We start from the raw sequence: 21,507 nt of genomic DNA, 5'->3' as shown, positions 1-21,507 counted from the left end.
GACAGTTCGGAGATGATCGTTTGATAGGGGTCGTGTCGTCAAGCGGACGTCACGCGCAAGACTGCGACACAAAGAGGATTTTGGGAAAGGGCGAATGGCAGCTATGTCCGCGAGAGAGCCATTCGCAATGATCCCTGTGAATGGCGACCACTCAACCAGAGATCGCTTCACATAACACCCGTTCAACGACGTTCGCGGTTTGTTGCCGAGGCGTCGAACATCCATGGGCAGCAGAACTCCGGGCTCTGTGACGGACCGGCAGCGCCCGGATTGACGTCAAACTTCTAACTGTTGTCTTCCTCGCTTTCACCCAAACATGTTGATCCATCGGATCACCATCGGTGAAAGGCAGATCAGCAGAAGAACGGGCATCATACACATGGCCATAACAGCTGACATCTGCACTGGCAGTTTGTTGGCCTTTTCCTGTGCCCGAAGTTCGCGATCCACACGCATGTCGGTGGCAAACCTCCGTAGAGAAGCAGAAATGCTGGTACCGTATTGGTTGGATTGCAGGAAGGCGTTCGCGAAGGAGTTTACCTCATCAATGCCGACGCGTTCCGCCATGTCCATAAAGGCGGCTTGGCGCTCTTTGCCAGCTTGCAGTTCCAGTTGGAGTATCGTGAATTCTTGCGAAATTTCCGGTGCTGCGTGCGCCATTTCATGCGACACACGCACCATCGCGGCGTCAAATCCTAATCCTGCCTCTATCGCTACTTGCAACAGGTCCAGCGCATTTGGAAGACTGTGTTCAATGGCCTGACGGCGCTTTCTAATACGGTACCGCAGCCACAGAGCAGGGCCGTAGAATCCGACTACCATCAGCGCGGTGACAATCTGCAATGCATTTACCCAGGAGATGCTCTGCAAAAGACTAGCAATACCAAGCTGAACCTGAATTTCTAACGGCAATGCCAACGCCGTAACGAAAGCGGCCGGTAGCACGAACCCCATAACCACACGAAACAAATAGAAAGTGCGGATGGCGTGTTTGCGCTGAATACCAGCCTGCTTAAGCATTCTGCCAATTCTGGAACGCTCACGTTTCGACGAGGGCACAAAAGCCTTTAGAAGACCATGCGGGTCGCTGTTATCCCCCTGGATGAGGTCGAAATCTGCGCCATGCCCCCGAGAAATTGATCCGACCCGCATCCGGCGTGCAGCCGTGTCATCAGTTGCGGTCATGCCGGAAATCCCGAGGATTACAAAGAATACGCTTACGGCGATCCCGCCCAGCACGAGATACTGAAGGGGAAGATCTTGGCTGTTCAGAAAACCTTGAATAAATTCCATTTTTCCGCTCCCTCTCAGAATTTGAACTTTACGAGCCGTTTCAGAATAAGCCCTTGAGCAATTGTCAGGCCGATGATCGCACACGCGAAATAGGGAAATAGCGGATCGTTTCGCACATCGCCGTAGAACGTAGGTGTGGACATCTCGATTGAGAAGTAGATGAACACCGGCAAGACCGTAAGAATAAGGCTGCTAAGACGGCCCTCGGCAGAGATTGCCTTGATCTTTTTTTGCATGGTTTGCCGGTCGCGGATGACTTGGGACAAAATGCTTAGGACACGTGCAAGGTTGCCGCCGGTTCCGTGCTGAATACCGATGCTGACCGCAAGATAGTTTGCGTCCTCTGTTCCGACACGTTTCGAGAAATCCTGAAACGCCGTTGCGACGTCGTCGCCGTAGTTAATTTGGTCTTGAATAATGCCAAACTCGGAACCTATCGGATCCGGAAGATCTGATGCCACATTCCCGACCGTTACAGCCACCGGGTGTCCGACCTTCAGGCCACGGGCCATAAGGTCCAATGCATCCGGCAACTGTTTTGTCAGTTTCCTGGATCGGGCATCCTTCATGGCGATCAGTACCAGCACCGGGAGAATAACGGCCAGAAAGCCGCTAAGAACTGCGGCAATTTCCGGGGCTAGGAGCCGGGATATTGCAACGAAGGCCGCTAGGGCTACACAAGTGGCTGCAAGGACTATCCAGATCGGATTGATCGTCAGCCCGGCTTGGACAAGCAGACGTCGAAAGCGCGCGATCAAACTGGGTTTTTCGCCAGGAGCCATCATTGCAGGGTCGCGTAACAATTGCAGAACCTGATCGGTCGAGGCGCCCCCCTGGATCAGCTTCATGCGCCGGTTTCTGGCCTCGCTGAGGGATTCCTTGCGCAGGAAAAGCTGCTGTAATCCTTCGTATGCAAGAAGAATTCCAAGGAAAATCGAAATGTAGAACAGAATGTTCAGGGTGTTCGGTTGCAGGTCAATCATAACGACATAGCCCCACGAATAAACATGTTGGTATCTACGTTGACCCCTGCGGCAACCAACTGATCGAAGCATTTTGGCCGAATACCCGTAGGCAGGAATTCCCCAAGAATCTGCCCGTCCTCCGACTTGCCGCGACGTTTGAAAACAAAAATGTCCTGCATGGTGATTGTGTCATCTTCCATGCCGGTAATTTCCGAAATGCTGACGACTCTGCGGGAGCCGTCACTAAGGCGGCTGAGCTGGAGTACAATCTGTATCGCCGAAGCAATCTGTGATCGGATGGTTTTCATCGGCAAGTCAGTGCCAAGCATTGTTACCATCTGCTCAACCCGGCTTAGTGAATCACGCGCCGAGTTTGCGTGAACGGTAGTCATAGACCCGTCATGGCCCGTATTCATGGCTTGAAGCATGTCAAAACACTCTGACCCACGAACTTCTCCTACGATGATGCGGTCAGGCCGCATCCTCAGGGCATTGCGAACTAGGTCACGTTGGGTGATTACACCTTGCCCTTCAGCATTCGGAGGGCGGGTTTCAAGACGAACAACGTGGCTTTGCTGAAGCTGAAGTTCGGCAGCGTCTTCGATAGTAACAATACGCTGATTGCCATCGATAAACGACGATACAGCGTTCAGCATGGTTGTTTTACCCGTGCCAGTGCCGCCTGAAATGAGAATATTCAACCTTGCTTCGACAAGGGCCGCAAGGAGTTTGGCTGCCTGATCATTCATGCTGTTCTGATCAACAAGCTTTTTTATTGTTAAAGGGTTGCGGGAGAATTTGCGAATTGACAAAGCTGGTCCATCGACGGAACACGGCCGAATAATTGCGTTAACGCGGCTGCCGTCTTCCAAGCGCGCATCAACCCAGGGCTGAGACTCATCGATACGCCGACCAACTTTGCTGACGATCTTGTCGATAATCCGCAGCAAGTGACGTTCATCGCGGAAGCGAACAGTAGAAAGCTCCAGAAGACCAAAGCGTTCGACGTAAACCTGATCAAAAGAGTTTACGAGAATATCGTTGATAGTCGGGTCTTCCAGCAACGGCTCCAATGGCCCCAGACCCATAACTTCGTGAATAAGCTCATCAACCAGCGCAGTGAAAGCCTCAGAGCGCATGTGCAGGTTTTCAGCCTCAATCAGACCGGTTACCAAAGATGCGATCTGGCGCTTCAATTCCGATCGTTCAACCTTATCGATAACTGAAAGATTGAGCCGGTCCAGAAGCTCACCATGCAAGCGGCTTTTGAGTTCCAGATGCGCCTGCAAATCGACATCTACTGGATCAGGAGTCGCCTTGGATTTGGTGGGCATGTCAATGGGTCGATCCAGTGTCAGCACATTCGACTTGGAAGCAACCTTGCGTGATCTAAATTCGTTGAACACGTTGATCTCCTTTTACGCTTTCTTCGTTGCCACGGGCTGAGTTTCAGCCGAGACCGCAGCGGCCAGTTTTGCCAAGGCTTTTCCAAGATCCGTTTGCCGCTTCAAGTCCACAATCGGCCGTCCAAGATCTACGGAGTTTCTGGCAACTTTCGAATTCTCGGGCAGCCAGTGTTTCAGGCTTGTCTTCAATACCTTCTCGGCCTCGCGGACATGCGAAGGCTTGATCAATGTGTTCCGCTCTCTGTTGACCACGAACTCCACCGGAAGGCCGACGTTTGCCTCGCGGTAGAAATCAATCAACCGCCGCGCCTGGCGCACGCAGGGGACAGTAGTATCGGTAACCAAAGCCAATTTGGTGGCCCGTTTGAAAATAGGTTCAACCCATTCAACGACGGCGCAGGGAAGGTCGATGATAATATAATCATAGCGATGTTGCAGAAGGTCCAGCATCCCTTCGATCAGATCAGGCCGCATCGATTGTAGGGGCACCATCGGGGTAGGCGCGCACAGAACGTCGACGCCAAGCCCATGCTCTTGCAGGATCGAAGACAGAAAATGATCGTCAGGAATCTTAGAGTTTTCGATAAGTTGAAGGAACCCGCCGTTGTCCTCGAGATCTAGAAAAACATTTGAGTTTCCGAACTGAAGGTCAAAATCCAAAAGGGCTACTCGGTTTTTTGCGGACTTCCTGAAGAAAGATCCCCGCCCGCCGACAAGCGAGCAAGCGAGGTTGACAGCAACTGTTGTAGCTCCGATTCCACCGCGCGCCTTTGCGACTGGTATCACCTTGCCCAACGCCGAAGAACCGTCTGAAATAGTGGTTCGCGAAACCGCGCGCGCATTTAGTTTCTCACTGACTGCGGCTTTCAAACCTTCGCCATCAATCGACAGCGGCAAAACCTCATCAATACCGATCTTGTACAATTCACGCGCCTTGGTGATCGACAGATCATTCTGAGTGAGTGCAACAAACAAGGTGTTATCGTCGCGGTGCGTCAGGACAGCCTCGATAGCGCGGAGCTCCCCTGTGTCATCAGGGTCGATTTCAAAGATCACCAGATCGTGCTTGAATGCAAGATCGAGGGCAGTTCCATTCAACATCTGAAACGATGCCCCGTTCCTGGTGACTTTATTTTCCTCATTTACGGGAAAGACATCCGCAACCAGCTGCGCGATCTCTTCGTTTTCCGAAACAAGCATAATTGCCTGCGATTTCGGTGTAAAAACATTCTGATCTCTCATCCTGACTCTCCTAATGCAAGGTCTTCAGCAGGCAGCGAGACGCTGAAGTTTGAGTAACCGACTGTCGAAGATATTGTGCTGTTAGTTGCGCCCGCGGCATTTGCCAGCGCGGCCAACGGTGAAACGAATTGAAAATCGTTAAGGTTCAATTCGACTGAGACCATGGGAGTATACGGGCCACCCAAGAAACCCAGATTGGGGTTGAAGTCATAATGAAACTGTAAGTTGTCTATTGTGGCATCCGGAGGCAAAAGCGGGCTAATCCGCGCCCAGACTTCCGAGGCCGTAGCATTGATTGCGACACCCGAACACGAAGGGGTTTGAGGATCCGCACAAACCCCGGCCGAGGCACTGCAGGACGTGCCAAACCGTGGTGACGAAGTAGAGGTGCCCCGCTGATGCGTCGTGGGTACTCCGGGGCACGCAGGCGGTCGAACGATTGCAATGCGCGCTGCCAGTTGCGAGGCTTTCTGAGCATTTGCAATGCTATAGGACATGCGACCGAAATCCAGTAGCGCCATGAAGAGGAACAGAAACAGGGAAACGACAATGGCGAACTCGACAAGAACGCCGCCGCTTTGATCCCAAAGAACTTTCTGCCCTCTGCGAAGCATGTGCGTGTGGATATGAAGCAGACCTTTCATTGCCCAAAAATCCTTGAAGTGTCCGAAACGTCAGTCGTCACCGAAGACAGCCCGTTGCCAAAGAGAGACAGGATTCCGCCCAAAGGAAATTGAATAGTAATGTTCGCGCTGACCGTACCGACAGGCGCCGGGTTGACCCGATAGGTTCCTGATACACAGGACAGACTGGGTGTCACCGAATTGACCGTTATGCTGGGCGGGAACAGGCTGTTGGCATTTTTGTCGTCCTCGACGATGCCCTTCAAAGTAGTAGTAAGTCCGGCAACATTGCCTCCAGAGGTGCAGATATCTGCGGGTGTCACTCTGGACAGATAGCGACTGGCGTCGCGAACGCCTGCTATGACCGATTGGTAGGACCACATCATGCGTGCAGATTCCAACGTGACCGCCAGCAGCAACAGCATAAGTGGCATGACCAGGCCAAATTCCACGAGGATCGCGCCATCATCCTTTTTTGCAAAGCGTTTGAGGGGGTCTGTGAGGCGGGTTTTCATGATCCTGCGTCCCATCACCGATACAGTTGCACGAGGTCGCGAAAGATACCGCCGAACCCATTGCCGCCGCTGCCGACACCTGAAACGTCAGGGAAGCCGACAACTTCGCCATGGATGTCAAAGCTGGGTGGCGAGCCGCCATCATCCCCAACTGGTTCAGTCAGGAAGACAGCGACAAACTTTGTAACCGGAACGCCCGTGGTCGAGCCGGAAACCGGATTTTGGGTACAATCGATGCCTGCCGCTGTTACGACACGACGGGCCGGGTCAGTCGACATTTGGTTCGAGCACATCGGACGGCCGGTTTCCGCAAGCGAAGGGTCCAGGATCGAATTTGCGTTCGGTGGTGAATGTGGGTTGCTATTGCCGTGCGCGATTTCCCGCAGATACATTCCGTATCTTGTGCCAGCAAACACGCTATCCGTTACGCTAAGAGCCGGAAGGTGAGCATCGCTGCCAATTCCGTCTGCGATACCGTCTGCAAGGTCATGGTTCCGGTTAAGATACCCTGCGCGATCCCAGACGCCGTCTCCGAACCGGTTGCTGCCACCGCATGTGCCTGCCGCCATACAAGTGTCTCGACCAAGAGCGATCGTGTCAGGCGTAACCTCTTCGTTACCCTGAATGCAGGAACCACCCCCCTTTTTCTGTATCCCTTTGATGACGTTCGGAGCCGGTGCAAAGTCCGGGTTGTTTTTTTCACCATTAAGCACGGAGCGGAAAATATCAAAGCGGACATTGAACGCCGCATTGGTGATTCCGACCTTCTGACCCGGTTCGGTATCCAGACCATTAGTCAACACGCATTGCGTAATCTGGCTTTGCGCTGCGATGAGGCAGGCAAGTTTGTTCCCGCCTTCGTCCGCACATACGCCAGAGGCATCTTCAAATGTCGCCAGGTCGATAAACCCAAAGTTACCCGGTCCCCAGGCGGTTCCGTTGCCACCGCTGCGCAGCAAGATTTGATCGCCGACGGTCAGGGTATTTTCCCAATCCGGCGGCAGGCAGAACATCAAAGGTGAGATATCGCAGGCCGCTTTGGAGTAACCGGCGACGGCCTCGGCCGAAACGCTGGCCGAAATGCCGCTTCCACCAAACATTCTGTCCAAAGCCGAAGCAAGGTTCATGCTAAGGGATTTGGGTGTTAACACGACCTGCGCAAATTTGGCTTCTCGTGGGTTGGTGGTGACATCTGAGCCCAACGGCGTGAGGTCCGAAACCGGCAGCGCGGAATGAAACAAAAGCGTATAATCCGACGAGCCCGAAAGCGTGGAAGGACCGTTGGCAAATGTCTGGCTGTCACTGATCAAGTTGGCCGCTGCATTGGTTGCGCGGGTGATAGCGTCGGGTTGTCCGTCCAACTCACCAGCGGCTGCCAAGGCTACGTGGTCCGCGAAGGACTGAAACTCTGCGTGGGTCGAGTTCAATCGGCCAACATCCAGCGTGATCGCAAAGAAACCGAGAAATGCAACAAATGCTGTGCCCCAAAGGATCGCGACCGTGCCGCGTTCGTCCCTGACAAAGAATGATATGTTGGCTTTAAAATGCATGGCGCAGACTTACTGTGCAGAGTTCTGGCTGACTTCGATCGAGCGGGCTTTTGGCTTGATCTCTGGGCTGACAGTTATCGGGGTGGACGAGGCATCCGTCTGATTGCTGGATTTCGTCTGGGGGGTCGTCTCCGCCTCTGTCGCTTCTTCGGCTCCGCGGGAGTTCCTCTGGATGATGACAACTTCGGATTCCGTGCCGCGATTCAACCTAACCGTCGGTTGAGTTTCAACTTTTTCAGCTGGACCTTCTTCTTGCAAAAGATCGCGCAGGCGAACCATTTCCATTGGCTCATCCTCGACACCGTCCAGCGTTCTTAGAGTGAGGCTCAGGGTCCCGGCTTTTTGAGCCAAAGCCAGGCGCTGTCCTTGCTGAGGTGTCACTTCCACTGTGATCGTGCGGGCAATTTCGGGTTGATCGCTCAGTTCTTCGGATTGCTGGTCGACGCCAATCACGCGGATATTCTGCAAAATAGTAACAGCGCGCAAATCCATCCTTGCGCCTTGAGTCAAAACGATGTCGACCCAATCACCCGGAGTGACAAATCCGCCGACCGCGGTCACGGCATCCACTTCGATCGCCATCGCGCGCGTGTTTTCACCCAGCTTTTGAACCAGCGTGACCTTCTCTCCGAAATTCGAAACTTTCGAAAGAAGCATGACTTCACCGGGATAGAACCGCCCCTTTGCGCGACGCAGCTTTTGGCGACTATCCGGAACAAGTACCCCTAACTCGGTAAAAACCCCTGCAGGTAGCGCTTCGCGTGGCCAGAGATGAGTTGTGACGTGATGATTTTCTATTGTTTGACCAAATGCAATCTCTGAGCGCGCAACGTAGATCTCAACGAGATCGGCGTTCGTCGTAGCACTGGGTGCAGTCGTGTTAAATTGGATGTAGTCTTTCGCCAGGAACACAGAGCCTGAAGCAATCGCAATTCCGAAAAATGTGGTAATAATTGGTCTGATACGCATCTCTGTCTCCAAAAGTTACGCTCAAAAATCTCGAAACTTCTACAAATGTGATTTCGAAAATCCCGGCGGTGTATTCTGCGCCGCTATACGGATGGGACGGCGCAGAATGTTGTTGTGGTTTGTAAATCGCAAGGAACCAATGGCTCAGCAGGTTGCGCTACCCAGAGCTGCGCAAGCACCCGTCACGTTCGTGTTTGTAGTGGTGCCAAGATAAGAGAACGCACCAACCGCAATTGACGCGACAACCAAAAGGGCAAGGCCATATTCAACAATTGCCGCGCCGCTTTCTTCTTTGACAAACTTCTTCATAAATTTGGTCATGTTTCCCCCGAAAGGTTAAATTGAAATCCACGTTGCGTTTGTCGCAACGCAAGCCAGACATTTTGCATTGGCTCTGAAATAACGGTAGCCGTGATAAAAATTCCCGCCTTCCGCGAAGAATAGGAAAAATACACCTTTAAAGTGTGTTTTTAATTTCACTAGTTACCTGAAGGTGATAAAAATAAACCTTGCATTAACAAGATCTTAACATTCACTCGAATCAGCATGTTTGGAAACAATTTAGTGATTCGAGGGGTAACTGTAGTCTAAAATCTCGTTCTTTGGATCGATCGGATGTCGACGTTTAATTTTCACGAAATTGAATTTTTAGTAATAAATTCAGATAATTAATATTTAGTTCGGCGCCATGCTTTATTGTACATCTTCATTTGAGGCTTCAAAAACCAGTTGCTGAGCTGATGAGACCTGAACAAGTTTGTAACTGCGGCGGGGGCTGCGAAAGAAATTTTGACCAGCAAAGTTTGCTGATTTGGTTGGTAGAGTAATGAGTGTCAGTTTTCCCAGAAGCGCCCAGGCGCAAAACAGCTTCAGATTCGTTATGGAATGGACACACGCTTTAGCGGGTAATAATTCCATTCCACAAGCTTTAAGAAAATTAATAGAGTTGGTTAATGCAGACGCTGCATTAATTGCGCGAACATTTAAGCTGGACCGAAAAGTAAAATACGTTGCTCGGTGTTGCAAAGAAGAAGGTAAAGTCTGGCCCTCTCAATCTCAAACTCAGGCAGAGCTGGTTTTGGGTGATAATTTTGCGACGGCAAAGGCTGGTTCAATTTGGACATTGTCGGATGCATTGATTGCAGACAAAGCAGCAATACCACGACATCTTGAGGGCGATTTAAAGGATTTGGGTGAGGTGATCATCGTTCCGCTTGATACGAGTGGCGGGCATGTGGATCACATCGAGCTGCATTTCCGGCATAAGCCTGCCCAATTTGATTTGGACTTACTGGCCATAATGGCGTCGACACTAGCGTCCGGTTGGAGCAATCGAACGCCTGGTTCAGCTTCCGCGATTTTTGAGAAGGGCCGAAATCACCATCTTAAGGAGGTTTCGGGAAACAAACGTGTTCCGATACTGGGTCCTCAAAATCCAGCAGGCCTGAGCCGGTGTGAATTTCGGGTTTGTGCCATGTTGAAGGAAGGATTTACGGTCAAAAAGGTTTCCGAAGCCCTGACTGTCTGCCCAACGACTGTCCGGTCGCATCTGAGTTCAGTTTTTTCAAAGACGGGCGCTTCTAATCAAGTTGAACTGCTGCATTTGTTAAATCGAAGAAATGATGCAGACCGCGGCTCCAACAATGCTGAAACAGCACGTATCGGCTGACGGCTAGTGAATGCGATAGCTGTAAAGCACCAAGTTAGCCGCACAGGTTGGCAAAACGTTCCTTTGTCTGTTCAACTACACAGCGATGGTGCAAGGCCAAATACGACAATTGCTGCTCATCTACTATCAAGGGTTACTTAAACCATCAGTGGGGATTTGAGCAGCGAAGAGCAACTTAGACTATTGTTGACGTATCGGCTACAACTTTAACCAAAGATGAACAATGTGTTCTCGCAGTGTTCAACAAACATCGCGCATACTCATTCTACCGAGCCGAGACGGTTAAGGGCGCTTGGCTCTCTGGAAGGGGAACAGCATGATTAAGTCTGCCACTGAAAAAGCTTTGGATCCGATTCCTGTACGAATGAAACCATCACGTTCCACCGCGCACAAATGCGTGTCGAACACCACGAAATCCGGCAGCGGGCGTTTCTCGCCTGTCGAGATTGCTCTGACGGCTATCGTAAATAGCGAACAGTTTGAAAGAGCAAAAAAGGACGTCTGACCCTACATAAAGACGTCTGCAGTTTTCCAGGGACACGTCCTACCCGGGAAAACACCAATGCAAAAGCCCGCTCTAATCAGAGCGGGCTTTTTTTACAGTGAGAGGCAGGGTAAAGAATCCAAATGGTTATTGGGGAATGATGCGAACCCGTGCGATATTGGCGCGGACCAGGTCTTTACCAACACCCTTCTGACCTAGCACTTAGCCATTACTAACAAGTTCTTCCTCTTCCTCTCCATCAGGCGTCTGATCTTCTTCGGCCGGATCGATACTGACTTCTTCGTCATCGTACTTGTCTTCGTCATACGAATTGCCAAGAGCGGTTTTGACGGCTTCCTCGTCAGGATTAGAGGCTCGTACAGCGTCGAGAACACTGTCTTGCTGCTGCGCTGCGATGGCGTCATCTTCTGAAAACCCGCCCTTGTGGTGATCCAAAAGGTTGTCTTCTGCCTGATGCACGGCTTCTGCGGACGCCAACTGATCTTCCGTAGGTCGATCAATCGGATTACCATCTTCATCCGTGGTTAAGTCGTGCGCATCTTTAACGGCTTGCGCGTCTTCCAAATCTTCAGGATCAGTTGTCCCAGGGTTGGCTTCCTCATTGGCAAGGATATCCTCGGCTTCTTCCAGGGACAGGGGGGCTTCGTCCAAGTAGTCCAGCGCTGCGTTGATTTCTTTCACGTCTTTGGGACTCAACGTGTTGTTTTCACCCATGATGTGATTGAATTTGGTGTCCGCAACGGCAAGGCCTGCTGCAAGGCTGACCGGCCCCGTACCTTTCATATACTGACCGTTGGTAATATGCGCGAGCTTTGCCTTGGGGCTGGAGTTAGTGGCGCCGTTCAACTTGCCGAGGTTGCGCGGTTCAAGCGCAAGCGTACTATCTTCTAGAATCGTTGCTTTCCTGCTCGGCGGGCGCAAAGACCGCTTAACTGAAGTAGTTTTTGTTCGTTTTGCAGTGGTGACTGGCTTGCTACCTTTGAACAGGCCGGCAATTCCCTTCCTTTGTGTCTTCTTGGCAGTTTGTTTTTTATTGCCGCCAAACAATCCATTCAGAGAGAATTGACCCTTCTTGGAAGATTTCGAGGAGCTCCGTTCAGAGCCTTTTGACTTGTGACCAGATTTCCCGGCAGCTTTGCTTGCGCCGTTTGTGGATGCGGTTGATCCTTTACCTTTATCTTTTCCGCTACTCGCGCTGCTGCCGTGGCCTTTGCCACCGCTGTTGCCTTTGTCGCCCCCGTTACCATTGCCACCGCCGTTACCATTGCCACCGCCGTTACCATTGCCACCGCCGTTACCATTGCCTTGCTTGGCATAGGCGGTATCGGGGAATGTGAACGCCCCAATAATTGCAGTAGATCCCAGCAAAGCGATTGCTATTGCAGAGGCTTTCATTAGGCCGGTCGTTTTGATCTTCATGACGGTCCTCGTTTGTTAAATGCGAATTTCCACACACGATGAAATGCGTAGAAAAATGACAGCACGAGTGTGCGTGCCGGAATCAGGAACTAACTGACAGATTTAAGCCTATTATCGTTGAACCTGCGACGAACCGGCCGTTCATCGCCAGTTCATCTTAAAATCTGTAGAATTGAGGCGCAGTTACGCGATATTGAGTACTGAGGATGAGAAATTTTTTTATCATCGCTTGTCTGTTCGCCTTTCTCCAAGTCGGGGACGGGCATGCTGCTGTGCGCGAACTAAAGCAGTCCGAATTGCGCAAAGTGACAACGTCGGGCAGCACCATCAGGTTGAAGAGGGTTCTTAAAGGCGTTGAAAGAGTCTTTGGCGGAACGCCGGTTGATGCGCGTGCGTTTCAGACTGACAAGGTCTACTATCGGATCCTTGTAAAGAAACCCAACGGCAAGATCATCAGTGTTATCGTGAATGCTCAAACCGGTGTGGTTGTGCCCAATCGTTCAAATATCGGACGCCAGATTTCCAATGCAGCCAAGTCCACACCCGGCAATTCTGCCAAATCCAACTCGCAAGGACAGGCCAGCAGTAAGGGCAATCAGAGCAACAATAGCGGCGGCAATGGTAACGGCAACTCCGGCGGCAACGGTAACTCTGGCGGCAACGGCAACTCCGGTGGCAACGGCAACTCTGGCGGTAACGGCAACTCAGGTGGCAACGGCAACTCAGGTGGCAACGGCAACGGCAACTCTGGCGGCAACGGCAACAGCGGTGGCAACGGTAACGGCAACTCCGGCGGCAACGGTAATGGTGGTGGCAAAAAATAGTGGTTAAAATTTCGGTCGCAGGCCTATAGAAAAAAGTATGAGAGTATTACTCGCTGAAGATGAACCGCACCTTTGTGAGCAGATCAAAAAGCTGCTGAACGCTGAAGGCCGAGTGGTCGATATCGTCCACAATGGCATTGACGCCCAGCATCTGGGAACTACAGAACCATATGATATGATCATCCTCGATCTCGGGCTTCCGGAACGAGATGGCATCTCTGTTTTGCGCGACTGGCGCAGCGCAGGCGTAAAAACTCCGGTATTGATCCTGACGGCACGTGATGGGTGGAGCGAACGGGTCGACGGGTTGGATGCTGGTGCGGATGATTACATGACCAAACCATTCCATTTGCCCGAGCTGGCCGCGCGTGTCCGCGCCATCTTGCGCCGTCAGAGTGGGCAGCTTAACCCCATTATCGAGATGGGCAACGTCATTCTTGATACACGTAATGGACGGGTGACTGTTGAAGGTGTTCCGATCGATTTAACCGCCCAGGAGATTGCTGTTCTGACTTACCTGGCCCATAACGCCGGTCGCCTGATTCCAAGATCCGAGCTTTCAGAGCATATCTACGAATACAATGGTGACCGGGACTCGAATACCATCGCGGTTTTCATAAACCGACTGCGTAACAAGTTGGGACCTGACCTGATCACGACGGTTCGGGGTCGCGGATACATGATCGATTCACTCTGATGTTGTCATTGCGTCAACGGGCATTGCTTGGGGGGATTGCGTCCGGGGCCTTGTCGGTTGGCGTGGGCACACTCGCGGTGTTTTCATTCATCGATTCCCGAGTTTCAAACAGGTTCGACGCCACGCTTCTAGATCGCCACACCCAGCTTGTTGTCGGGCTGAGCGTCACGACCCAAGACCCGGATGCCCTGCGTGATCTCATGTTTGATCCGGCATACAGTGCGCCATATTCCGGCAGATACTGGCAGGTCACCAGCGGCGACGGAGAGGTTTTCACGTCGGCGTCTCTGTTTGATGAAACAATCGCCGAGCCACCCAACGCCTCAGAAAACGCAACCCTTTGGAACACTTCGGGCCCCGAGGGCGAAGCGCTGCGCAGCGCGTACCAACAGATTACCTTCGAAGATGACACTGTCTGGGGCATAAGTGTTGCTGAAAGCCAGGCGCAATTGGTCAACGAAAGACAGGCGGCACAGCGCAGTCTTCTGCCAGTGTTTGGGTTGGTTGGCCTGATCGGCGTTGCGAGCTCATTGATGCTGATGTCTGTCATCCTGGGGCCTCTTCGTAAATTGCGCAGGGATGTGGCTTATCGTTGGGACGCTGATGACGACCTGAAACCAAAGGATTATCCGGAGGAAGTGGCCCCTTTGGTTAATGACTTGAATCAGCTTTTGCGTCGCAATAGGGACATTGTGTCCGGATCACGCAGGCAAGCCGCTGATCTGGCACATGCTTTGAAAACACCTGCCACTATTCTGAGAAATGAATTGCAGGCTATGTCCCAGTCCGGCGTCGACACAAATATCGCTGACGAAGCTCTTGATCGAATCGACGCTCAACTCGGTCGGTCACTCGCGCGCATCCGAGCTCTAAACACAGCTGAGTTGACGCATTCGCGAACGGATATTTCACACTCAGTCGAACGTCTCGCACGGCTGTTTTCAACGATTGCCGAAAGAGAAGGCAAAAAGCTGGACGTCAAAAGCGACCCCGAACTCTGGGTGCGCATGGATACGCAAGATATCGAAGAGGTTCTTGGAAACTTGTTGGATAACGCAGTCAAATGGTGTCGCGGCCAAGTAAGACTGATTGCGAAACGTCGGGAATACTGCGTCGAGATCTGTATCGAAGATGACGGGCCGGGTATTCCAGAGGACGCAATACGCGAAGCATTGCGCTCTGGTGGGCGGCTTGACACTTCGGTGAGAGGCAGCGGGCTGGGGCTGGCAATAGCGGTTGATCTTCTCAATGCATATGGTGCGCACTTTGACTTGGGAAAATCTGTCTCGCTTGGAGGTTTAAGCGGTCGGGTGGTGATTCCAACCAAGTCATAAGCGGCGACGGCTCAGAGAATGAGTGGCTCAATGTGTGGATTTCTGAGCAGCCTCATCTGACTGGTCCAGTTTGATTGTTAGTGCATTGTTGGCCTCTGATCCATTGGGATTATAGTTTCCGGGGCTGGTGGGCGATAGCCCAGTGCGCTGTGGGGTCTCTTGATGTTGTTGTGCTTTCCTTGAGATATTGGCTGCAGCGTCGATGAATGGCCGCCATTCAATTTGGGTCAGAAATGCTTGACGTTTGGGTCAGAATTGAATGACGTGATTCACCGATTTATTGAGGTTTTGACAGTCGATTGAGTCAAAGGTCAGTGACGTTCCACATTTCCTGTTGAACGTCACACGAACCTGACCCAACCGTCATAGTTGGACCAGAAACTAGGTGAACGTTCGACATCCGAAGGCGCCCCCCAACGTTGGACATCAGTTGAATTTGACCTTTGCGTCATCAACTAACACACCGTTCCCATTTTATGCTCCCGCACGCAGTTTGATTTGTTCTGACTTCCCTTTCGGAAAATCAGATCTGATTTGTAGGTCAGACAGCGAAGCTGCCTGTTCCTGCTAATCTGCCACGTGGCGAACGCGGGAGGGGTCAAGGCAACGCTATTCGACAGGGGTGGTGCGGCCCGCAGGCACAGCCGAGGATACGGCCCTGTCTAATAGGGTTACCCGAGGGGGAGGGCAGCGCCCTCACCCTGACGGCCAAGGGCGTTTGGCTTGTCCAAATCCCGCTGGCCCGCGAAAGGAAAGCGGCGTGAAGGGTGATAGCTACTATTGGCGATCATTAAATTACCTAATAGCGAAAGTGACATTCGGCCCTAACCTGCCGTTCGGTTGCGGTCGCCTTAGCCGTTGTGCGGCGCGTCAGAGGAGACATTCGCCGCAAACGCGAAACTGGGACGCGAGTGTTGGTCTGGAGCACGGGCGAAGCCATCGTCTGACCAAGTTGTTCGAACCGGTTAGGAAGGCCCAATTTGATCTGTTCTATAGATGAATGGAACCTGCGCTGGCTTTGAAAACCAATCATAGCGGACCGCAGTACCGTTCAAAGGAACCTTGAATCTACGCGGATTGTTCTTGCCGGCAGTTCTTCTGTTTGTTGCGGATTGATTTCGAATGCTCGGTGAGCAAGTCTGCCAACTCTGGCCGGCAAGACCCGCAATTCGTTCCAGCCTGAAGGGTATCTCCGATATCGTCCACACTGATCATATGTTGGTCATGAATGGCACGGATGATGGTTTTTAGCCCGACTTCGAAACAGGAACAGACAATTGGTCCGCAATCTTCTGAAGACGCAGAGGAACGGCCAGACAAAATCTGCTGAGGCGTCACCTTGGGAAAGCTTGCCAAATAGTCTCGCATCAATGTGATAGGTTGGCGCGAGACGAAGAGCGCTGCCAATACGCGCTGCCCGTCTGTCAGCGCTATTCTGTACGAGCCCCTCTTTGGATCTTCTACTACGGTGGCCTCGGCATCCGGTAGCCCAAACCATTCGCGGGCAGTGCTTTCCCAATTGTCTATGATCTGCATGCCTGCAAACTCCATCCTGTAGCCGGTGGGTGTTTTGGCAGTTGCCCAGTACTCTGAACCAGGGGTCGCCGCGTCAACTGAAACGGCAAAGCCGTACCACGCGGCATGCATACGCCGTACAGATACCGCAGTTGACTTACTTTCCGGCTGTCCTGAGATCGGATCAGTGACACTTGGAACAAGTACATCCACACAGGCTGATGGGGCCGTTTCACCCGTCCAGTGAATTGGCGCAAACACTTGACCTGGTGCCACAGACTCCGTGATGCGAAGCCGAAATATACCGCTTCCAACTGAGCTGTTGAGTTCAACCAAATCTGCGGCACTAAGGCCCAATCGATCAACGTCGTTGGGGTTAACGTCAACATAAGGCTCGGCAAGATGGGCAGACAGGCGCGGCGACAACCCGGACCTTGTCATGGTGTGCCACTGGTCCCTGTTTCGTCCCGTGTTCAAAAGAAACGGAAATTGTTCAGAAGTCGTCGCCTTAGGTGGACGATGGGTAACAGGCACAAAACGTGCTTTGCCATCAGGATGGAAAAACTGCCCATCGCCGAAAAAACGGCCATCTGATTTACGAGATGTCGTCGGCCACCGTGTTGCGCTCAGCGCTTCATAGTCTTCGTCATCAAGGTCCGAAAAATTTGTAATATCCAGATCCTTGCCAAATGATACAGCGAGCGAAGTCATCTTAGCGTATTCTCGAAAAACCTGTGCTGGGGTTTTATAGCTGAATGCTTCTGTCCAGCCCATGCGGCGGCCCACTTCGGCCAAAATATCCCAATCCGCGCGCGCTTGTCCCGGAGGCGCCAAAACGGCGCGTTGTCTGCTGATCGTGCGGTCTGAATTGGTCACTGTACCGCTTTTTTCGCCCCAACCCGCTGCTGGCAGCAATATGTCTGCGACACGCGCGGTATCTGTTCTGGCGGTCAGGTCGCTGACAACTGTGAATGGACAGCTTTCGATGGCCGCCTTCACGCGGTCTGCATCTGGCATAGTGGCCGCGGGATTGGTGTGGATGACCCACAGTGCTTTGATCTGGCCGCTTTCGACAGCGCGAAACAAGTCAACCGCTTTGAGCCCCTGCTTCTGTGGCATGTTGGGTGCTTTCCAGAACTTCCGGACGGCTGAATTGTGGGCTTTGTTTTCGATATCCAAATGACAGGCGAGCATGTTGGCCAAGCCGCCCACCTCTCGACCACCCATGGCGTTTGGCTGACCGGTGACTGAAAACGGACCCATCCCCGGGCGACCGATCCGTCCGGTGGCCAAATGGCAGTTCAGTATCGCGTTGACCTTGTCGGTTCCGCTAGAAGACTGGTTCACACCCTGACTAAAGATCGTCACAACGCGCTCGGTACCGATCCATAGATCGCAGAAAGCTTCAATCTCACCAGGGCGCAGCCCCGTCTCATCAGGATCGTCAAGCTGTGCCAGCTCGACGGCCTCATTGAACCCAACGCTGCGATCCAGAAATTCCGCAGACACATGCCCGGTTTGGTGAATTCTGGCCAACAATCGGTTGAACAATGCGACGTCGCTGCCCGGTTGAAGCGCCAGATGGAGATCGGCTTGATCGCAGCTTGCTGTTCGACGTGGATCAATAACCACAATCTTCGTTCCGCGCGCCTGACGCGCAGCTATGACCCGTTGATAGAGCACAGGATGGCACCAAGCGAGGTTCGAGCCGACCAGCACAACCAGGTCAGCCTGATCCAGATCCTCATAGGTTCCAGGCACCGTATCTGTGCCGAAAGCGCGTTTGTGCCCTGCCACTGTAGATGCCATACAAAGCCGAGAGTTGGTGTCGATATTCGCCGAGCCCATAAAGCCTTTCATCAGTTTGTTGGCGACATAGTAATCCTCGGTCAGCAACTGCCCCGAGACGTAAAAAGCGACGCTGTCCGGCCCGTGTTCAGTTATCGCGGCAGAGAACCGGTCTGCAATCAGTTGCAACGCGTTATCCCAGCTGGTGTCCTGACCAAAGGCGCGAGGAGCCAGTAACCGGTGTTCCAACCCCACGGTTTCACCCAAAGCCAACCCTTTCGAGCACAAACGACCATGGTTCGCTGGATGATCCGGGTCGCCCCGGACAGTCAGCCCTCCAACTCCATCTGGTCGCAGAAGCACGCCGCAGCCAACGCCGCAATACGCGCAGGTCGAGCGAACTTCGGGCAGACCACTTCCGTCCATCAGGCCGCGCTCCGCCGGGAAACCGCGCTGTCGTCCAATAGGATACGACCGTCTTCAAGACGCACCGGATAGGTGGTGATGCTGCCATCATCCGCGCCTTTAGCTTCGCCCGTGTTCAGGTCAAAGACCCAGTTGTGTAGCGGACAGGTGACTGACTGGCCGTGGACGATGCCCTCGGACAATGGGCCGCCCTTATGCGGACAGCTGTTGGTCGCGGCGAATACTTCCGCCTCGGCGGTGCGGAAGACGGCGATACAGCCGATATGGGTTTTCACCAGACGCGCTCCGCGCACCGGCACCTCATCAATATGTCCGATGTCGATCCAGCTCATTCCGCGGCCTCCAATGTAAAATCTGCAATCGGCGCGTAGGTCTGCGCTTTTTCTTTGACGTGTTCGGCCCACGGGTCTTTGCGGTAGATGCTTTGCGACAGTTCGAAACGGGCGACCAAAGCAGCGCGATTTTCAATGTCGTCCACGACCTGAGCTTTGACCCAGTCCATGCCGACCTTGCCCAACCATTTGTACAAGCGGTCCAGATACTTGCCGCCTTCGCGATAGGCTTGGGTGACGGCCATCACGACCTCGATTGCTTCGTCCTCGGTGGAGACTTGGCAGAGCAACTCGGTCTCTTTTACGTCCATGCCTGCGGCACCGCCGATGCTGATCTGATAGCCCGAATCCACGCAGACCACGCCGATATCCTTGCACGTCGCCTCGGCGCAGTTGCGCGGGCAGCCTGACACGGCCAGCTTCAGCTTGTGCGGCGTCCACGCCCCCCACAGGGTCTTCTCCAGCTTGATACCCAGCCCGGTGCTGTCCTGCGTGCCAAACCGGCAATGATCCGTGCCGACGCAAGTTTTGACCGTGCGCAGACCCTTGGAATAGGCATGGCCCGAGACCAGACCAGCCTTGTTCAGATCCGACCAGATCGCAGGCAGGTCCACACCCTTTACGCCCAGAAGGTCGATGCGCTGACCGCCCGTGACTTTGACGGTTGGCACGTCGTACTTATCGGCAGCATTGGCAATGGCGCGCAGCTCTTCCGGTGTCGTGATCCCTCCCCACATTCGGGGCACGACACTGAATGTGCCGTCTTTCTGAATGTTGGCGTGTTTGCGTTCATTGACGAAGCGGCTTTGCGGGTCGTCTTGGTATTCCAGCGGCCAATCCGCCAGTAGATAATAGTTAATCGCCGGGCGGCAAACATGGCAGCCGTTGGGCGTGGTCCAGCTGAGTTCCTGCCAGACAGCGGCCTGGCTTTTCAGTTCCTGCCCCTTGATCAGACGACGTACATCCTCATGCGTCAGGTCGGTGCAACCGCAGATCGGTTGCGCGGTTGGCATTTGGAAGTCGTCACCCAGCGTCACCTGCAACACCTGTTCCACCAGTCCAGTACAGGTGCCGCAGGAAGCACTCGCCTTGGTGCCTGCACGTACCGCGCCCAGATCGTCGGCACCTGCGTTGATCGCCTCGACAATCTCGCCTTTGCATACGCCGTTGCAGCCGCAAATCTCCGCCTCAGGCGGCAATGCTGCAACGGCTGAGAGAGGGTCCGCGGTGTCGCCCCCCTGATAGGCCGGGCCGAAGATCAGCGTCTCACGCATCTCGTCGATGCTGGTGCCGTCCTTGATCAACCCGAAGAACCAGCTACCATCGGCGGTGTCGCCATACATGACAGCACCAACCAGACGATCTTCTTCGATCACAAGGCGTTTGTAGACCCCGCGCGACGGGTCCCGGAACACGATATCCTCGCGCCCCGGCCCATCCGCGAAATCACCCGCACTGAACAGATCGCAGCCGGTGACTTTCAGCTTGGTCGAGAGGGTTTTCTGCGCGAATGCAGCGTCTTTCGCCAGCAACGACTGCGCCGCCACCTTCGCCTGATCGTAGAGCGGTGCAACTAGCCCGAATACCTCTCCGTCATGTTCGACGCATTCGCCCACGGCGTAGACATCCGGGTCCGACGTCAGCATCTGGTCATCCACATGAATGCCGCGCCCGGTGGCCAGACCGGCCTCTTGTGCCAGAGCCGTGTTGGGGCGGATGCCGACGGCCATGACGAGCAGATCACAGGGCAGCTCGGTCCCGTCGTCCAGAAGCAGCGCGCGAACCTTTCCGTCCTGCCCCAGAATTTCCTTGGAGTTCGCCTGCAGGCAGATCTTGATGCCTTTGTCTTCCAGCGACTTCTTCAGCAGGTAGCCTGCGGCTTCGTCCAGTTGACGCTCCATCAGGTGGCCCATTATGTGGACAACGGTGACGTCAACACCATGCGCGACCATCCCTGCAGCGGCCTCGAGCCCCAGCAAACCACCGCCAATTACGACGACCTTGTTTTCCGGACTCATGCCCATCATCTGCTGCGTGTCTTCCAAATCGCGATAGGCGATCACACCATCCAGATCATGCCCCGGCAAAGGGATGATGAACGGGTTCGACCCGGTCGCGACGACCAGCTTGTCGTATGGTACATGTCCGTTCTCGCCCTCGACCACCTTCATCTCTCGGTCGATCTTGGCCACCTTCTCTCCAAAGCGGCAGGAGATGCCCCGCTCGGCATACCAAGTGTCGTCATGGGTGACGATCTCTTCATAGGTCTTCTCACCCGACAGAACCGGGCTGAGCATGATGCGGTTGTAGTTCCCGCGCGGCTCAGCGTTGAACAGGGTGATTTCGAACGCATCCGGTGCGGCGTCGGTCAGGTGTTCCAGCACCCGACCCGAGGCCATGCCTGCGCCTATAACAACTAGTCTTTGCTTCATGAT

General features: G+C 53.5%; 18 protein-coding genes. 5 read left to right on the top strand and 13 right to left on the bottom strand.

Going from position 1 to position 21,507, the window contains the following annotated elements; translation table 11 throughout:
- Positions 1-306: 306 nt before the first annotated feature.
- The 9 genes from AC2FLJ_RS20730 to AC2FLJ_RS20690 form a co-directional block, all read right to left on the bottom strand.
- Positions 307-1,293: a type II secretion system F family protein gene (locus AC2FLJ_RS20730; RefSeq protein WP_058278685.1), complete on the bottom strand. Its 987-nt coding sequence runs from the start codon at positions 1,291-1,293 to the stop codon at positions 307-309.
- Positions 1,294-1,307: 14 nt separating this feature from the next.
- Entirely contained in the window at positions 1,308-2,276 is a 969-nt protein-coding gene (locus tag AC2FLJ_RS20725) for a type II secretion system F family protein (RefSeq protein WP_058278684.1), read from the bottom strand.
- Complete coding sequence (locus tag AC2FLJ_RS20720; protein ID WP_058278683.1) at positions 2,273-3,664, bottom strand: TadA family conjugal transfer-associated ATPase; 1,392 nt, start codon at positions 3,662-3,664, stop codon at positions 2,273-2,275. Before AC2FLJ_RS20720 ends, AC2FLJ_RS20725 begins: the two co-directional genes overlap by 4 nt.
- 12 nt (positions 3,665-3,676) lie before the next feature.
- Positions 3,677-4,906 carry a CpaE/TadZ family protein gene (locus AC2FLJ_RS20715; protein WP_496707436.1) on the bottom strand — a complete coding sequence of 410 codons (1,230 nt, stop codon included), beginning with the start codon at positions 4,904-4,906 and terminating at the stop codon, positions 3,677-3,679.
- Positions 4,903-5,550, bottom strand: coding sequence for a TadE/TadG family type IV pilus assembly protein (locus tag AC2FLJ_RS20710; protein ID WP_058278681.1), 648 nt, complete (start codon positions 5,548-5,550; stop codon positions 4,903-4,905). Before AC2FLJ_RS20710 ends, AC2FLJ_RS20715 begins: the two co-directional genes overlap by 4 nt.
- Complete coding sequence (locus tag AC2FLJ_RS20705) at positions 5,547-6,044, bottom strand: TadE/TadG family type IV pilus assembly protein (RefSeq protein ID WP_496698204.1); 498 nt, start codon at positions 6,042-6,044, stop codon at positions 5,547-5,549. Before AC2FLJ_RS20705 ends, AC2FLJ_RS20710 begins: the two co-directional genes overlap by 4 nt.
- A gap of 14 nt (positions 6,045-6,058) precedes the next feature.
- Positions 6,059-7,594, bottom strand: a complete 1,536-nt coding sequence (locus AC2FLJ_RS20700; protein WP_496707434.1) for a pilus assembly protein TadG-related protein — start codon at positions 7,592-7,594, stop codon at positions 6,059-6,061.
- A 9-nt stretch (positions 7,595-7,603) separates the two neighbouring features.
- Complete coding sequence (gene cpaB, locus AC2FLJ_RS20695; RefSeq protein ID WP_496707432.1) at positions 7,604-8,563, bottom strand: Flp pilus assembly protein CpaB; 960 nt, start codon at positions 8,561-8,563, stop codon at positions 7,604-7,606.
- A 144-nt stretch (positions 8,564-8,707) separates the two neighbouring features.
- Positions 8,708-8,884 (bottom strand): Flp family type IVb pilin, encoded by a 177-nt coding sequence (locus AC2FLJ_RS20690; protein WP_145975006.1) that lies wholly within the window; start codon positions 8,882-8,884, stop codon positions 8,708-8,710.
- A gap of 559 nt (positions 8,885-9,443) precedes the next feature.
- On the opposite strand from AC2FLJ_RS20690, the gene AC2FLJ_RS20685 reads away from it, so the two are divergent.
- Together AC2FLJ_RS20685 and AC2FLJ_RS20680 are read left to right on the top strand one after the other, a co-directional pair.
- On the top strand, positions 9,444-10,232 hold the full coding sequence (locus AC2FLJ_RS20685; protein WP_282171116.1) for a helix-turn-helix transcriptional regulator: 789 nt from the start codon (positions 9,444-9,446) through the stop codon (positions 10,230-10,232).
- A gap of 316 nt (positions 10,233-10,548) precedes the next feature.
- A complete protein-coding gene (locus AC2FLJ_RS20680) occupies positions 10,549-10,737 on the top strand; it encodes a hypothetical protein (RefSeq protein ID WP_282120596.1) in 189 nt (62 codons plus the stop codon).
- Between the two features lie 201 nt (positions 10,738-10,938).
- On the opposite strand, the gene AC2FLJ_RS20675 is transcribed toward AC2FLJ_RS20680, so the two are convergent.
- Entirely contained in the window at positions 10,939-12,156 is a 1,218-nt protein-coding gene (locus AC2FLJ_RS20675; RefSeq protein WP_496707429.1) for a hypothetical protein, read from the bottom strand.
- Between the two features lie 206 nt (positions 12,157-12,362).
- On the opposite strand from AC2FLJ_RS20675, the gene AC2FLJ_RS20670 reads away from it, so the two are divergent.
- The 3 genes from AC2FLJ_RS20670 to AC2FLJ_RS20660 are packed head-to-tail and all read left to right on the top strand — an operon-like array spanning position 12,363 to position 15,011.
- Positions 12,363-12,980 carry a PepSY domain-containing protein gene (locus AC2FLJ_RS20670; RefSeq protein ID WP_496707428.1) on the top strand — a complete coding sequence of 206 codons (618 nt, stop codon included), beginning with the start codon at positions 12,363-12,365 and terminating at the stop codon, positions 12,978-12,980.
- 37 nt (positions 12,981-13,017) lie between these two features.
- A complete protein-coding gene (locus tag AC2FLJ_RS20665; protein ID WP_058278674.1) occupies positions 13,018-13,677 on the top strand; it encodes a response regulator in 660 nt (219 codons plus the stop codon).
- Positions 13,677-15,011 (top strand): sensor histidine kinase, encoded by a 1,335-nt coding sequence (locus AC2FLJ_RS20660; protein ID WP_282120599.1) that lies wholly within the window; start codon positions 13,677-13,679, stop codon positions 15,009-15,011. Before AC2FLJ_RS20665 ends, AC2FLJ_RS20660 begins: the two co-directional genes overlap by 1 nt.
- A 1,068-nt stretch (positions 15,012-16,079) precedes the next feature.
- On the opposite strand, the gene AC2FLJ_RS20655 is transcribed toward AC2FLJ_RS20660, so the two are convergent.
- Genes AC2FLJ_RS20655 through nirB form a run of 3 tightly spaced genes read right to left on the bottom strand, consistent with a single transcriptional unit; the run spans position 16,080 to position 21,504 of the window.
- A complete protein-coding gene (locus AC2FLJ_RS20655; protein WP_282171119.1) occupies positions 16,080-18,740 on the bottom strand; it encodes a nitrate reductase in 2,661 nt (886 codons plus the stop codon).
- Positions 18,740-19,072: a nitrite reductase small subunit NirD gene (gene nirD, locus AC2FLJ_RS20650; RefSeq protein ID WP_282171120.1), complete on the bottom strand. Its 333-nt coding sequence runs from the start codon at positions 19,070-19,072 to the stop codon at positions 18,740-18,742. Before nirD ends, AC2FLJ_RS20655 begins: the two co-directional genes overlap by 1 nt.
- Complete coding sequence (gene nirB, locus AC2FLJ_RS20645; protein WP_496707425.1) at positions 19,069-21,504, bottom strand: nitrite reductase large subunit NirB; 2,436 nt, start codon at positions 21,502-21,504, stop codon at positions 19,069-19,071. Before nirB ends, nirD begins: the two co-directional genes overlap by 4 nt.
- Positions 21,505-21,507 lie beyond the last annotated feature (3 nt).

It is taken from the genome of Ruegeria sp. CDSA034, assembly GCF_059612275.1.
Note: the sequence above shows the minus strand (reverse complement) of the source record. Positions and strands in the feature narration are given on the sequence as shown.